Source organism: Acidovorax sp. Root219, from assembly GCF_001428665.1.
GTDB lineage: Bacteria > Pseudomonadota > Gammaproteobacteria > Burkholderiales > Burkholderiaceae_C > Acidovorax.
Window position 1 is genome coordinate 104,647 of sequence record NZ_LMIJ01000013.1, and the last position, 14,954, is coordinate 119,600.

12 protein-coding genes are annotated in these 14,954 nt (G+C 62.8%); 4 read left to right on the forward strand and 8 right to left on the reverse strand.

Annotation, left to right across the window (positions count from 1 at the left end):
* The first annotated feature begins 63 nt into the window (after positions 1-63).
* The 4 genes from ASE28_RS15615 to ASE28_RS15625 all read left to right on the forward strand — a co-directional run bounded on the left by ASE28_RS15615 (position 64) and on the right by ASE28_RS15625 (position 7,973).
* Positions 64-1,056, forward strand: a complete 993-nt coding sequence (locus ASE28_RS15615; protein WP_057267413.1) for a rhodanese-related sulfurtransferase — start codon at positions 64-66, stop codon at positions 1,054-1,056.
* On the forward strand, positions 1,053-1,724 hold the full coding sequence (locus tag ASE28_RS15620; protein ID WP_057267414.1) for a glutathione S-transferase: 672 nt from the start codon (positions 1,053-1,055) through the stop codon (positions 1,722-1,724). The genes ASE28_RS15615 and ASE28_RS15620 overlap by 4 nt, the downstream gene beginning before the upstream one ends.
* Before the next feature lie 252 nt (positions 1,725-1,976).
* Entirely contained in the window at positions 1,977-2,516 is a 540-nt protein-coding gene (locus ASE28_RS32060) for a GIY-YIG nuclease family protein (protein ID WP_157421997.1), read from the forward strand.
* Positions 2,517-2,654: 138 nt separating this feature from the next.
* On the forward strand, positions 2,655-7,973 hold the full coding sequence (locus ASE28_RS15625; protein WP_057267415.1) for an ATP-binding protein: 5,319 nt from the start codon (positions 2,655-2,657) through the stop codon (positions 7,971-7,973).
* A gap of 135 nt (positions 7,974-8,108) precedes the next feature.
* On the opposite strand, the gene ASE28_RS15630 is transcribed toward ASE28_RS15625, so the two are convergent.
* From ASE28_RS15630 to ASE28_RS15665, 8 genes are all read right to left on the reverse strand, one after another.
* Positions 8,109-8,645: a disulfide bond formation protein B gene (locus ASE28_RS15630; protein WP_057267416.1), complete on the reverse strand. Its 537-nt coding sequence runs from the start codon at positions 8,643-8,645 to the stop codon at positions 8,109-8,111.
* A gap of 75 nt (positions 8,646-8,720) precedes the next feature.
* Positions 8,721-9,845, reverse strand: a complete 1,125-nt coding sequence (locus tag ASE28_RS15635) for a sulfate/molybdate ABC transporter ATP-binding protein (RefSeq protein WP_057204261.1) — start codon at positions 9,843-9,845, stop codon at positions 8,721-8,723.
* A gap of 19 nt (positions 9,846-9,864) precedes the next feature.
* Positions 9,865-10,779, reverse strand: a complete 915-nt coding sequence (gene cysW / locus ASE28_RS15640; RefSeq protein WP_057267417.1) for a sulfate ABC transporter permease subunit CysW — start codon at positions 10,777-10,779, stop codon at positions 9,865-9,867.
* Positions 10,776-11,666, reverse strand: a complete 891-nt coding sequence (gene cysT / locus ASE28_RS15645; RefSeq protein WP_057267418.1) for a sulfate ABC transporter permease subunit CysT — start codon at positions 11,664-11,666, stop codon at positions 10,776-10,778. The genes cysW and cysT overlap by 4 nt, the downstream gene beginning before the upstream one ends.
* 3 nt (positions 11,667-11,669) lie before the next feature.
* A complete protein-coding gene (locus ASE28_RS15650) occupies positions 11,670-12,674 on the reverse strand; it encodes a sulfate ABC transporter substrate-binding protein (protein ID WP_057267419.1) in 1,005 nt (334 codons plus the stop codon).
* 139 nt (positions 12,675-12,813) lie between these two features.
* A complete protein-coding gene (locus tag ASE28_RS15655) occupies positions 12,814-13,395 on the reverse strand; it encodes an alpha/beta hydrolase (protein WP_082608086.1) in 582 nt (193 codons plus the stop codon).
* A gap of 46 nt (positions 13,396-13,441) precedes the next feature.
* Positions 13,442-14,083, reverse strand: coding sequence for a peroxiredoxin (locus ASE28_RS15660; protein WP_007857275.1), 642 nt, complete (start codon positions 14,081-14,083; stop codon positions 13,442-13,444).
* Positions 14,084-14,197: 114 nt separating this feature from the next.
* Entirely contained in the window at positions 14,198-14,932 is a 735-nt protein-coding gene (locus tag ASE28_RS15665) for an AAA family ATPase (protein ID WP_057267421.1), read from the reverse strand.
* Between the last annotated feature and the right edge of the window lie 22 nt (positions 14,933-14,954).

The following is a 14,954-nucleotide window of genomic DNA, read 5'->3' on the forward strand; positions in this document are numbered from 1 at the left end:
ACCCATCGTAACCAAAAGTGACCGTTATCATCAGCCCTTCTGTCCTGTTTTACACCCGCCTCCGTGCAGTCTGTCACGCCATCCATCCTCACTGCCGCCCTGTACCAGTTCGTCGACCTGCCCGACTTTGCGGATCTGCGCGACCCTTTGCAGGCCTTGTGCGACGCCCACAGCGTGCGCGGCATGCTGCTGCTGGCGCCCGAGGGCATCAACGGCACCATAGCCGGCCCGCCCGAAGGCGTGCACACGGTGCTGGCCTGGCTGCGCAGCGATGCCCGCTTTGCCGCCCTGCAGCACAAGGAGGCCCCGGGCGAGCGCCAGCCCTTCTACCGCATGCGCGTGCGCTTGAAGCGCGAGATCGTGACCCTGGGCGTGCCCGGCCTGAACCCGGCGCGCAACGCGGGCACCTACGTCAAGCCCGAGGACTGGAACGCCCTGATCGCCGACCCGGCCGTGGTGGTGGTGGATACGCGCAACGACTACGAGGTGGGCATCGGCAGCTTTGCGCGCGCGATCAACCCGCACACCAAGAGCTTTGCGGAGTTTCCGGCCTGGGTGGCCGAGCAGTCCGCCCCCGGCGGCGTGCTCGAAGGCAAGCCGCGCGTGGCCATGTTCTGCACCGGCGGCATTCGCTGCGAAAAGTCGACCGCGCTGCTCAAATCCCAAGGCTTCGGCGAGGTGTACCACCTCGAAGGCGGCATCCTCAAGTACCTGGAGACGGTGCCCGAGGAAGACAGCCTGTGGCATGGCGACTGCTTTGTCTTCGACGAGCGCGTCTCGGTGGGCCATGGCCTCGCGCCCGGCCACCACCAGCTGTGTCGATCGTGCCGCATGCCCCTGGGCGAGGCGGAACTGGCCTCGCCCCACTACGTGGCAGGTGTGAGCTGCCCCTACTGCCACGGCACGCGCACGCCCGAGCAGGAGCAGGCCCTGGCCGAACGCGAGCGCCAGATGCAGCTGGCCAAGGCGCGGGGCGAGGAGCACATCGGCGCCCGCCAGCCGGGCACGCCGCCCCGCAGCGGGAGTGTGGACGGGGAAGAAGGCGGGCCCGCATGAGCGCCCTGCCCGTCCTCTACTCCTTCCGCCGCTGCCCATATGCCATGCGCGCCCGCCTGGCCCTGGCAGTGAGCGGCCAGGTGTGCGAGCTGCGCGAGGTGGTGCTGCGCGCCAAGCCCCAGGGCCTGATGCGGGCATCGCCCAAGGCCACTGTGCCCGTGCTGGAGCTGCCCGATGGGACCGTGCTGGAGCAGAGCCTGGACATCATGCGCTGGGCGTTGGGCCGCAACGACCCCGCCGGTTGGCTCACGCCCAGCCACGGCGACGAGGCAGCCATGCTGGCGCTGATCGCCGAATGCGACGGCCCCTTCAAGCAGGCGCTGGATCGCTGCAAGTACCCGAGCCGGTATCCCGAGGCGGATGCTGCCCAGGCGCGTGTGCAGGCCGTGGAGTGGTTGCAGGGGCTGGAGGCACGGCTGGCCGGGCAACCGTTTCTGTTGGGCGATCATGCTGCGCTGGCCGACATGGCGATTGCGCCTTTCGTGCGGCAGTTTGCGGGCATTGACGCTGGCTGGTGGGATGCCCAGCCCTGGCCGCAGCTGCAGGCCTGGCTCGCGCGATGGCAGGCAAGCCCCCTGTTCGACAGCGTGATGCACAAGCTGCCCGCCTGGGTGGATGGCACGGAGGGCGTGCGCTTTCCGTTCAAGGAAGCGATGCTCGCCCTATGAATCTCAGTCTCATCGTTTTCAAGTCTAGAGACTTTGGCCTCTTGGGTTTAATGTGGGACAGTAAGGTCATCTTTTCGCACCGCCGCGCCGCCAGTACATCGCCATCCGCCCAGCAGAAATGCCCTGCATGTAGATTCTGGCTGGGAAGAGCGAATAGGATTTTCGATCTATGGAATCATGCGAGATGCGACAGCTGCACAAGACCGTCGCATGACCAATTGCATAACTTTCCCAACGCATCGTAGATGTCTTATGTCGATCCCATATTTTCCAGGCCTTGAACCGTTTGCCCTCAGTGCAGACCAAATGGCGGAGGTCCAAACTAGTTTTGCTTTGGTTCTGTCGGATGCCAGGCTCACAATTCTCAGCAAGCAGGACATTCGTTCCGCCGCGGCCAGTGTGCACAGCGGCCCAGGGGTCTACTTTTGGGCGATGGGCGTGGGCAACCAGAACTATCGAATCTATGTAGGAAAAACGAAATCTCTAGCGCGTCGTGTCTCGGACTACATGAAGGACTTTCAGGCCCATTCACCCAACGACTACAAGATCCGTGTATTTCAGCAAACCATAACTGATAAGCATCCCGAAGCACAGTTTCGCCTGCACTTCGTCGCAGCATCGCTTGAGACCTACAGTCAGGTCGAAAATGATTGGATTCAACGATTCGACCCCCTCCTCAATCGTCGCGCCTCAGCAAATGCCGGAGCTCGAGATTCATTTCGCAAGGCGTTCGAAGCGTACTATCGTGCAGGATTTGAGGAGATCCTCACGCGACCGCACTCGGCGACTTGACCGCTACAACCGCGTTAGTTCGCGCACAAAGTTCTAACCTGCCGAAACCAAACCCTCCCGGCCACGGTGATACTCCTGAATGCGGAGAATGGATCTCTCGCCGCGCGCAGATCAGTATTGTTCCAACCTTTCCTAGCAATGACGACAGACCAAGGCAGTGACGGTCAGGAGACGCAAGGCACCACGCAAGCAGCACCGAGCGGGACGTCGCCTGAACTTACTGGGGGCCAAGGCTTCAGCTTTGAGGATGCGGTTTCTTCGGTTTATGTGGCAGCGCTGCTCTGCGAAACGACAGCCCCAGGCCTTCCGGGCCGCGTAGTCAGACATGTCTCCGTGCAGCAAGGTTCGTTCGGACAGCCTCTTGACGACCTCATCGTTCGGGCAGAGGGCGCTGACCAGGTCGCAATAACTTTCAGCGCGCAGGTCAAGCGCAGGCTGGTAATCAGCGCGGCAAGCTCGAATGCTGACTTCCGAGAGACGATCGAGCGCGCTTACGAAACACTCTCGGACGCAGGTTTTCAGGTTGCGTTGGACAGGCTGGCCGCCATCGTCGGCGAAATCTCCGACGCAGCAAAGAGAAACTTCGAGACGCTTTGTGAGTGGGCGCGAGCAGAGAGCTCCTCGGAACAGTTCGTCGCGAAGCTGCAGACCGAGGGCGTCGCAGGAGAAAAGCTCTCGCAGTTCGAGGCAGTTCGCGACATCCTCTCGTCCAAAGTTGCGTCCGGCGAGATTGACGCCGCCACCCATAAGCTACTGAGTCACTTTGTCCTCATACGCCTGGACTTGCTTACCGAAGGCTCACCATCCGAGGCGCAGACAGTCGCTGGCCTCGCCGGTATCCTGGCTCCAATAGACCGTTCCCGCGCTGACGACCTGTGGCGCCGGTTGCTGGCCTTGGTGCGCGTCTCGCAAGGGCGCGCTGCAGGCTACGACCGCAAGACGCTTGTCGCTCGCCTAAATGGCGCTTTCCGGTTGGCTGGGGCACCGAGTGCGCAAGGAGCACTGCAAGCGATACAGCAGGAGAGCCAACTTGCCGCCGCAGAAATCGCGAACAGCATCTCTGGCTTGAGTGTGCCCCGCGACGCCAGCGTCCAAGCGGTGGTCGAGGCTGCGGCGTCGCCTGGCTTTGTGCAAATTGCCGGCATGCCGGGTGCGGGGAAGTCTGTCGTTCTCCGATCGGCGATCGAACAACTTGCCTCCTCTGGAACTGTCCTCTTCCTAAAGTCCGACCGTTTGCGGGGGAGCACATGGGCGCAGTACGCCGCCGCGGCAGGCATGACGCACGGCAGCCTGGAGGAGCTCCTTGTGGAAGTTTCGGCCTCCGGCGGCAGCGTGCTGTTTGTCGACGGTATCGACCGTGTAGAGGTCGAACACCGAAGCATCCTCCTGGACCTGCTGAACACCATCCAATCGTCGCCGTTGCTGTCAGGATGGTGCGTTGTGGCCACAGTCCGCGACACGGGAATTGAGCCGCTGCGCACTTGGCTTCCTGCGCAACTGTTTTCAAGAGGAGTGCGGACCCTGACCATCGATTCTTTCGACGACGAGGAAGCCGAGGCGCTTGCGCAAGCCAAGCCAGCTCTTCGATCGCTACTTTTCGGCAGTGATTCAGTTCGCGCGGTCGTTCGTCGTCCCTTTTTTGCGGCCGTGCTTGCCAAAGAGGTTGACTCGTCGAATGCGCAGGCCACTTCCGAAGTCGATCTTGCGGCGTTGTGGTGGGAGCGCGGGGGCTACGGCGCTGATCCCACGCGGGTAGGCTACCGGCGAAATGTATTGGTGCAGTTGGCTAAAACAGGAGCGCATCAACTTGGAAGGCGCATCCCCATAGCCGATGTCGATGCTTTGGCCCTCGTCGAACTGGAGGCAGACGGCATCGTTCGACCTGTCAGACGCGGGCATACCGTGCAGTTCTCCCATGACATCTTTTTCGAATGGTCGTTCCTGCAACACCTGGTCCGGGCGGATGACGCCTGGCCAGAGGTCATTCGCGAAATTGGAGAGCCGCCGGCGCTTGGGCGAGTGGTCGAACTCCTATCCCAGACGGAGCTTGCCCGCGGCGATAGTTGGGCAGAACGTTTGGCGGCCTTGGAGGGCAATCAAAGACTCCGCTCTCAATGGCTTCGTGCATGGATGGTCGGTCCGTTCTCCCTGGAGACCTTCGCGCAGTACTCCGCGGTGTTTGACCGAGCAATGCTCAATACCGCCTACTCGCGGGTCCGCAAAGTGGTCGTTTGGTACCAAGCTGAAAAGACTACGCCGAATGCGTCCGTTCTCGCGCAATCAGATGCTCCTGACCTCGACCTCGCTAGGCGCATGCTGTATGCGGACATTTGGGGGCATCCTTCGGACGTCGCAGCCTGGGCTCGCTTCTGCGACTGGCTTCTGGACCATGCTTCCGAGATTCCCACCAATGTCATACCAGATGTGGTTTCGGCGTTCGAGGTCTGGCAGAACATGTTCTCCCATTACCGAAACCCGGTATCCGAGCGAATCGTACAGACTTGCCTAGCTTGGCTATACCACGTCGAGCATCAACGTCATCGAAGGGAGTTCTCGAGGGAGCGCGGGGTTTGGGCCGAGATCGAGGAATGGCGGGACGGCTTGGACGAGCTAGAGTCGGCGTTGCGCACGTTAGTGCTGAACTCTTCGCTGACCCAGGGCCACCTGGTCACTCAATACCTCCGAGATTTGAGCCGCCTGGAACAAATGCCACGTCAGGCAGTGAAATCCGTGTTCACACATAGCCCATTTCTCGCACGCGCTTGTCCTTCAGAGTTGGTCGACTTCACTTTGTCTGTGGTGCGCAAGCACCTCCCAGTGGTTGTAAAGAAGAAAATGCGAGGCGGGGACCACCTGGTGCCACACAGCTTTGGTCACTTTGAATGGGACCATCTCTCCATCGACGACCATTTCTCCTTCTTTCCTGCGGCTCCGACGAGGGAGCCGTTCCACTCACTGCTGCAGCAAGCACCGGACCAGGGCAGGAGGCTGGTTCGGGAAGTTGCCAACCACGCTATTCGGTCATGGAGGCAGTTGCATCGCCTCTCCCACGAGCGTGATGAAACACCTATTCCTTTCGTTATGCAGTTTCCGTGGGGGCGACAAGTTTTCTGGGGCGACAGCCGCCTGTACTTGGGTGCTCGTGGATACTTCGGGCCCTCGGCCGTCAACTCAGGCTGGATGGCCCTTGAGGCCTGGGCATTCCGTGAGCTAGAAAAAGGTACCCCAGTCGACGACGTCCTCAAGGCGACCTTAGAAGGAAACCAGTCCGTAGGGGCCCTCGCTGTCGCTGCCGCCATCGCCCTACAGGCGCAACACACCTCCGCATCAACCTGGCCCCTCGCGACGAATCAACGGCTCTGGCACTGGGACATCCGACGTCAGGTGGAGGACATGACGCAGACAGCGAACCTTATCGGATTCATCACGCCGCAGGATAGACCTCACGGCTTGGCGGTAAAGAAAAGCAACGAACTGCCAGTGCGCCGTGCGGACATCCGCTCTCTTGGCACGCTCATGGTGCTCAGGGGCGGAGAGCTAGGAGAACAAGCGTCTGCGCGTATCCAAGGCTTCCCAGGGGACCTGCCCTTCGACTACGCCGAGCAACGAGACAATGCCGAAGTGCGTTCGGACCTCGCGGAAACAGCGGAGATTTGGGCGGAGATTGGCAAGCGTGAGAACTATCGCGCGGAGCTTAGCCCGGACGAATCAAACGTGGTTATCTCCCACGAGAACCCCAAGGCCACTAGCGAGGACATCCAGGCGCTGCAAGCCCGGCACATGGAGATGGGGCGCTATCTCAGTCTTCTGAACTGGGCCCATTCTTACTTCGATGATGGCAAGCTGAAGGAATCGCTCACGCTCGAAGCTGCTGCAACAGCGGCAATGGAACTCGACTCCGAAGACCTCTTCGAGACCGGACATGAATACACGGAACTGGCACATCAACGGCAATCGGCCGTTGCAGGTGTAGCAGCTATCCTGATGCTTGAAAAGTCTGAACCGCACTTGCAATGGGCGGTTGATGTGTGCACTCGTGCTGCCCGGACGCCAGAGGTGCCACAACCGTTCTTCAGCCGCACCATGAAGCTCATGCACCATCCGGTGCTGTACGCCACCAAAGGGCTGGGGGCACTGCTCGCAGTTGTTGAGGACGACGGGGACGTCCAGTCACTTCAGTCTTTGCTCACCGAGTTGTGCGCCGATCCATACGAGGAGATCGCAGTCGCGGCATTCGGCGCGTTGATGGGCGCGTGGCCCAAGTATCCAGATATCGCGTGGGCGGCGATCCGGCTGGCAACGGCGCTCGCGCTCTATGAGGTTCAGTACGGTCTTGAAGGAGACCCAGAGTCACGACACTACGCGCGAATTGAGGGTGTGGTCGCCAAAGAACTCCAACGTCTCCAAGATAGAGCGCGTGTCTTGGGGGCACTACCCACTTGGCCTGATCCGTGGGTGCAAATCACTGAAGGCGAGGCTGTTCAAGCTCGCCGTCGACGTGGCCGCACTGTCGATGCCGGGTGGCGGGTCAACCCCATGCACGTGGACACCGCGTTTCTGGAAAAAGTTCTGAAGGTCATTCCCTTGGAAGCCGCATTGGCGGATCCACCGCACGCGGGGCCATTCCTGGACTGGTGCGAGGGTCTGGCAAATTGGACGATTGTGCGAATCGCACCTGCTTGGGCGAGAAGCCGGCGAGACCTTGATGACACCTACGGCCCAGACTACTTCGAATGGCGTCGCCATCTGTACCGATTCCTGTCCCAGATCGCGCTGAGGGTACCTATAGAAGAAGGCACACGGCGGTTCCTGGAGCCTGCCATGGCCACCAATGACGAGACATTTGCGAGCTTGGGCGAGTGCTTCACAGATCATCTGATTGCCCAGATGGCCGACAGCCCTGAGATTCCTCGCACCGCGTTGGCGCTGCTCTCGTCTGTCACGCAACGCGTTCTGGCCTACCAGGGATGGAGCCACGATGCTCACGGCGGATACTCAGGGCAGGACTTCGTCGGCATCGTCAAGCACCTGTTCTTCGCTGACCTCGGATACGCAGGTGGTGCCGTTCGCTTTGCCAACCGAAACTGGGCCGAAGTGGAAACGGTGATTCCGATTTTCGAACCCATATTGCGAGCCCACGGTTCTGTCGCCTTCGTTGCTCGCTCTTGGATGAACCTTTGTGAAAGCAGCTTCGCGCACTATCCGATTCAGCATTTCGTTGACAACATTGAGCACCTCCTCGCCGGAGAGGGAACCCCTCCTGGATGGCGAAGCACACAGCTGCCAGGGCGGCTGTCGGGTTTGATTCAGCGCTTCAGCGAGCGGCAGCAACCGATGCCCTTAGCGATGTCGCAAAAGCTCTTGCGAGCACTCGACAGGCTCGTCGACATGGGAGACAGGCGTGCTGCTGCTGTGCAGCTTAGCGAGGTCTTCCGCTCTGTTAGAGTTACGAACTGAGCTTTCGTAGTAGCCTTGCTGCCTGCCACGCATCGCCTTGCCAGACCCGCTTCGCTGAGTTTGATAGCCGCTCCAACCTCTCGCAAAGACAAAAGGCGCTCCTCGGAGCGCCTTTTGCGTGGATGCAGAGAATTTTCAGGCCATCGAATAACCGGCCCCACCCCGGCGCCCACCCTTGAGATGCCGCCCCAGCACGACCAGCATCACCACCCCAAACCCCACAAAGCAGACAAACGACCAGTTGGCAATCGAGCCACCCAGAAAGGTCCAGTCAATCGCCGCGCAGTCGCCCGAGCCGCGGAAGATCATGGGGATGGCGCGGCTGATGGGGTAGTTTTCGATCATGCCGTAGAAGTCGCGGCCGCAGGTGGCGACCTCGGGCGGGTACCACTGCAGCCAGCTCTGGCGCGCGGCGACAAAGGCGCCGAAGCCGGCGATGAGGACGGCGATGCCGGCCAGCGACATCCACCAGCCGCGCGAATCACGCGCAGCAGCCAGGCCCGTGAAGATGGCCACGCCGATCAGCGCATAGCGCTGCACGATGCACATGGGACAAGGCTCCAGCCCCACCACATGCTGCAGGTACATGCCGAAGGCCAGCATGGCCACGCAGGCCAGGCTGATCAGCCCGAGGATGCGGCGCGGCGCGTTATCGATCCACTTGAACACCATATTCTTGTCATCCCTTGAGGCCCCAGCACCCTGGCTTGCGCCGGGTGCCAGCAAAAAGCACCAGGTAGGCAAGCGTCAGATGTTGGCAGCGTGGTCCAGAAAAACCCGGGCGCGCCGCGGCGTCACCACCAGCGTCTCACCCTCCTTGAAACCCATCTCCCGGAACTGCTGCGCGGGGATCTGCGCCTCGATCAGCATCTCGGGATTCGAATTGTCCGCTGGTTTGTGATCGTCCGATGGAATAAGTTCCAGCCGCGCGATGGGCCCGACCACGATGGCACGGCTCAGTTGCGCCACGATGCCGCGGGGGCGGCCTGCGGCGTCGATGCCGGCGCCGGGGGCGTAGCGCTGCACGTCGAGGTCGTGCGGGCGCACATAGGCAAAGGCTTTGGTGTCCTGCGCGTCGGCGTGCTCGGGGGCGTCGAGCTGCATGCCGTCGAGGTGTACCAGGCCTTCGTGCGCGCGGCCCTGGAACAGGTTCACGTCGCCCAGGAAGCCGTAGACAAACGGGCTGGCCGGGTTGTCCCACACCTGCTGGGGCGAGCCGCTCTGCTCGATGCGGCCCTGGTTGATGACCACCACGCGGTCGGCCACTTCGAGCGCTTCTTCCTGGTCGTGGGTCACGAAGATGCTGGTCACATGCAGTTCGTCGTGCAGGCGGCGCAGCCAGCGGCGCAGCTCCTTGCGCACCTTGGCATCGAGGGCGCCGAAGGGCTCGTCGAGCAGCAGCACCTTGGGTTCCACCGCCAGGGCGCGGGCCAGGGCGATGCGCTGGCGCTGGCCGCCCGACAGTTGCGAGGGGTGGCGCTCGGCCAGCCAGTCGAGCTGCACCAGCTTGAGCAGGTCGGTGACCTTCTTCTTGATCTGTGCCTCGCTCGGGCGTTCGCTGCGCGGCTTGACGCGCAGGCCGAAGGCCACGTTCTCGAACACCGTCATGTGGCGGAACAGCGCGTAGTGCTGGAACACAAAGCCCACGTTGCGCTCGCGCACGTGCACGTCGGTGGTGTCCTCGCCCGAGAAGTGGATGGTGCCCACGTCGGCCGTCTCCAGCCCGGCGATGATGCGCAAGAGCGTGGTCTTGCCGCAGCCCGAGGGGCCGAGCAGCGCGATCAGCTCGCCCGAGGCGATGTCCAGGCTCACGTCGCGCAGGGCATGGAAGTCGCCGAACTGCTTGCTGACGTTGCGAATTTCGATACTCATGGTGTGCTTTCTTCTTCCTTCAGCGCGCAGAGGGGGCGGTGGCAGGCGCGGGGCGCTCGGGCGGCAGTTCGGCTGCGGCCTTCATTTGCTGCTCGTTGCGCCACTCGGCAATCGACTTGATGACCAGGGTGACCAGCGCCAGCAGCGCCAGCAGCGAGGCGGCTGCGAAGGCGGCGACCGACTGGTACTCGTTGTAGAGGATTTCCACGTGCAGCGGGATGGTGTTGGTCTGCCCGCGGATGTGGCCCGAGACCACCGACACCGCGCCGAACTCGCCCATGGCGCGTGCGTTGCACAAAATCACCCCGTACAGCAGGCCCCACTTGATGTTGGGCAGCGTGACATACCAGAAGGTCTGCCAGCCGGTGGCGCCGAGCACGATGGCGGCCTGCTCCTCGTCGTTGCCCTGGGCCTGCATCAGCGGGATCAGCTCGCGCGCGATGAAGGGGAAGGTCACGAACACGGTGGCCAGCACGATGCCCGGCACGGCAAAGATGATCTTGATGTCATGCGCCTGCAGCCAGGGGCCGAACCAGCCCTGTGCGCCGAACATCAGCACGTAGACCAGGCCGGCCACCACGGGCGATACCGAGAACGGCAGGTCCACCAGCGTGGTCAAGAAGGCCTTGCCACGGAACTCGTACTTGGCAATGCACCAGGCCGCCGCCACGCCAAACACCAGGTTCAGCGGCACGGCGATGAGCGCGGTGATCAGCGTGAGCTTGATGGCCGACCAGGCATCGGGCTCGCGCAGGCCGTCGAGGTAGGCGCCAAAGCCCTTGCGCAGCGCCTCGGCGAACACCGCGGCCAGCGGCAGCACCAGGAACAGCAGCATGAAGACCAGCGCCACGGTGATGAGGGTGTAGCGCACCCAGGGTGCTTCGGTCGTGCCGGCGCGGGCACGGCGCACCGTACGGGAGTTCGCACCGCTCATGCTGGTGCCCCCGCGTGGCGGCGCTGCCAGGCCTGCAGCGCGTTGATGACCAGGAGCAGGATGAACGAGATCACCAGCATGACCACCGCCACGGCGGTGGCGCCGGCGTAGTCGTACTGCTCAAGCTTGCCGATGATGATGAGGGGCGTGATTTCAGAAATCATGGGCATGTTGCCGGCGATGAAGATGACCGAGCCGTACTCCCCCACCGCCCGCGCGAACGCCATGGCAAAGCCGGTGAGCAGCGCGGGGGTGATGGAGGGCAGGATGACCTTCGTGAAGGTCTGCCAGCGCGTGGCGCCCAGGCAGGTGGCGGCTTCTTCGAGCTCCTTTTCGGCGTCTTCGAGCACCGGCTGCACCGTGCGCACCACGAAAGGCAGGCCGATGAAGATCAGCGCGATCACGATGCCCGCGGGCTTGAAGGCCAGCTGGATGCCCAGCGGCTCCAGGTACTGCCCCACCCAGCCATTGCCGGCGAGCAGCGCGGTCAGCGAGATGCCGGCCACGGCCGTGGGCAGCGCAAACGGCAGGTCCACCAGCGCATCGACGATCTTCTTGCCAGGGAACTTGTAGCGCACCAGCACCCAGGCGATCAGCAGGCCGAAGAACAGGTTGACGAGGGCCGCGATGAACGAGGCGCCGAAGGTCAGCCGGTATGAGGCCAGCACGCGCGGTGCGCTGATGGCGGCCCAGAACTGCTCCCAGGTCAGGGTGAAGGTCTTGAAGATCAGTGCCGACAGCGGGATCAGCACGATGATGCTCAGGTAGAACAGCGTGTAGCCCAGGGTCAGGCCAAAGCCGGGCAGCACCCGTTTGGACGCACGCCGGCCGGCCTGCGCAGGGGCCGTCATGGCACCCCGCGCGGCCACAGAGGTCGCAGCGGTCATGGCTTACTTGGCGCCGGGCGTGTAGAGCTTGTCGAACTGGCCGCCGTCGTTGAAGTGAACCTTCTGTGCATCGCTGAGCGAACCGAAGTACTTGGCCACGGTGAACTGCTTCAAAGGCTTGAAGGTGGTGGCGTACTTCTTGAGTACGGTTTCAGAACGGGGGCGAATGGCGTGCTTGGCCGCGATTTCCTGGGCTTCTTCGGAGTACAGGTAGTCCAGGTAGGCCTTGGCCAGCGTGGCCGTGCCCTTCTTGGCCACGGTGCGCTCGACCACGGCCACGGGGTTTTCGGCCACCACGCTCACCGACGGGTAGACGGCATCGACCTTGCCGGCGCCGAACTCGCGTTCGATGGAGACCACTTCGGATTCGAAGGTGATCAGCACGTCGCCCTGGTTGCGCTGCAGGAAGGTGGCGGTGGCATCGCGCCCGCCCTTGGCCAGGATGGGTACGTTCTTGTACAGCTTGCCCACGAACTCGGCGGCCTGCGCCTCGGTGCCGCCCTTTTCGCGCACGGCGCCCCAGGCGGCCAGGTAGGCATAGCGGCCGTTGCCGCCGGTCTTGGGGTTGACCACGATGACCTGCACGCCGGGCTTGATCAGGTCGTCCCAATCCTTGATGCCCTTGGGGTTGCCGTTGCGCACCAGGAACAGCATGGTCGAGGTGGTGGGCGATGCGTCGTGGGGGAACTTCTTCGCCCAGTCCTTGGCCACCACGCCGCTGTCGGCGAGAAACTGCACGTCGGTGGTCGTGTTCATGGTGACCACGTCGGCCGCCAGGCCGTCGTTCACGGCGCGCGCCTGGGCGCTGGAGCCGGCGTGCGACTGGTCGATCTTCACGTCCTTGCCGGTGGTCTTCTTGTAGTGCGCGGTGAAGGCGGCGTTGTAGTCCTTGTAGAACTCACGCGCCACGTCGTACGACACGTTGAGCAGCGAGTCCTGGGCCAGCGCCATGCCGCTGGCAGTGAATGCCAGAGTGGCCAGAAGAGTCTTGAGTTTCAAAGAAGTCATGTGGCGTAGCCTGTAAGGAAAAACGGTAGATGCTCCATTGTCCACACAGCGCCTTAAAACTCAAAAGAATACATTCTTGTTAATTAAGCTGTTTTTTGGAATATAGAAACGGAAAGGCTCGCGCAGCAAGCCCGCAGCCTCAGGCCGTGGCCTGCAAGGCAGCTGGCGCAGGGGCCGGCGCCCCCACCCCGCCCTGCTCGCCCGTCAGCGACTGCAGCAGCGCCCAGCCCAAGGGCCATTCGCCATGGCCCGATTCCACATTGATATGGCCGGCCTGCTGCATGCGCACGAACTCGCTGCCCCAGGCGCGGGCGTACGCTCCAGCCAGGCGAATAGGGCAGTACGGGTCGTTGCTGCTGGCCACCACCACGCTGCGGTAAGGCAGTTGCGCGTAGGGCACGGGGGCAAAGTCGTTGAGGATGGCGCGGCGCTCCGGGTCGGCCGGCGCCACCAGCAGCGCGCCGTGGATGCGCGCCGCTGCTTCGGGCCCCAGGTGCGTGGTGGCGATGCAGCCCAGGCTGTGCGCCACGATCACCACCGGGTGCGGGGCGGCCAGCACGGTCTTTTCGAGCGTGCCGACCCAGGCGTTGCGGGTGGGGGTGATCCAGTCGTCCTGCACCACGCGGCGCGCCTCGGGCAACCGTTCGGTCCACAGGCTTTGCCAGTGGCCGGGGCCGGAGTCGCGCCAGCCGGGGACGATGATGATGGAAGTGGGGTTCACAGGTGTACCGCCTGGCGCGGCCCTCACGGGCCGCAGCCGGGCTTACTTACTTGTTGGGCTGGGGCGTGATGCGCAGGTAGGGGCGCACGGCCTTGAAGCCCTTGGGGAAGCGCTGGGCGATCTCGGCCGGGTCTTGCAGGCTGGGCACGATGATCACGTCGTCGCCGTCCTTCCAATTGGCGGGCGTGGCCACCTTGTGGCTGTCGGTCAGCTGCAGCGAGTCGATCACGCGCAGGATCTCGTCGAAGTTGCGGCCCGTGCTCGCAGGGTATGTGAAGGTGGTGCGGATGACCTTCTTCGGGTCGATGATGAACACGCTGCGCACCGTGACCGTGGTCGATGCGTTGGGGTGGATCATGTCGTACAGGTCGGCCACCTTCTTGTCCGCATCGGCCAGGATGGGGAAGTTGACGGTGGTGTTCTGCGTTTCGTTGATGTCGCCCACCCAGCGGTTGTGCGAATCCACGGGGTCCACGCTCACTGCGATGGGCTTGACCTTGCGCTTGGCGAATTCGGTGGCCAGGGCGGCCGTCTTGCCCAGCTCGGTGGTGCACACCGGCGTGAAATCGGCAGGGTGCGAGAACAGCACTACCCACGAGTCACCCGCCCATTCATGGAAGTGGATGGGGCCGGCGGTGGATTCCTGGGTGAAGTCGGGGGCGGTGTCGCCGAGTCGCAATGTGGCCATAGAGATGCTCCTTCAATGTCTGATGGAGCCATTCTGCGAGCCGGTCTTTAAAACCCAAACGAATATATTGTTCTGACTTAATCGCAAAAACGTCTATCAAAAGCGCAAAACCGCTCAATCGTCGTCCGCCAGCAGCCGATCCAGCCGTTCCCGGTAGTTGTTGAGGAAGTCGTGCGTTACGGCGTAGTGCTCGGTGTCTTCGAAGGCCACTTCCGACAGGCCCGTGCCGTCGAACTGGATGATCTTTGCGTGCGGATAGGACAGCAGGATGGGCGAGTGCGTGGCGACGATGAACTGCGACTTGTCCTCCACCAGTTGGTGGATGGCCGAGAGCGCGGCCAGTTGGCGGTTGGGTGACAGCGCGGCTTCGGGCTCGTCCAGCAGGTACAGGCCCTTGCCGCGGAACTTGTGGGCGAGCAGGGACATGAAGGCCTCGCCGTGCGAGATGCCATGCAGCGAATGGGTGCCGTAGGCGTCGGGAACACCGTTGTCGTCCACAAAGGTGGCGACATTGAAGAAGCTCTCGGCCCGCAGAAAGTACCCATCCTTGGGTTGGCGAAAACTCCGCGCCAGCCGCAGCACCTCGTGCAGGGGCGACACCGAGTCGGTGGTGCCCACCGCGAAGTCGCGGGTGCCGCCCTGGGGGCTATAGCCCAGGGCCACGGCAATGGCTTCCAGCAGCGTGGACTTGCCCGAGCCGTTTTCGCCCACGAGGAAGGTCACGTCCGGGTGGAACTCCATCAGGCCCATTTCCCGGATGGCGGGTATGTTGTAGGGGTAGCTGTCGAAATCCACCTCTGCATCGGGGCGGATGCAAACGCTCTGGATATAGGGTTTGGCGGCAAGCATGGTGCCGCCATGCTAACGGGCC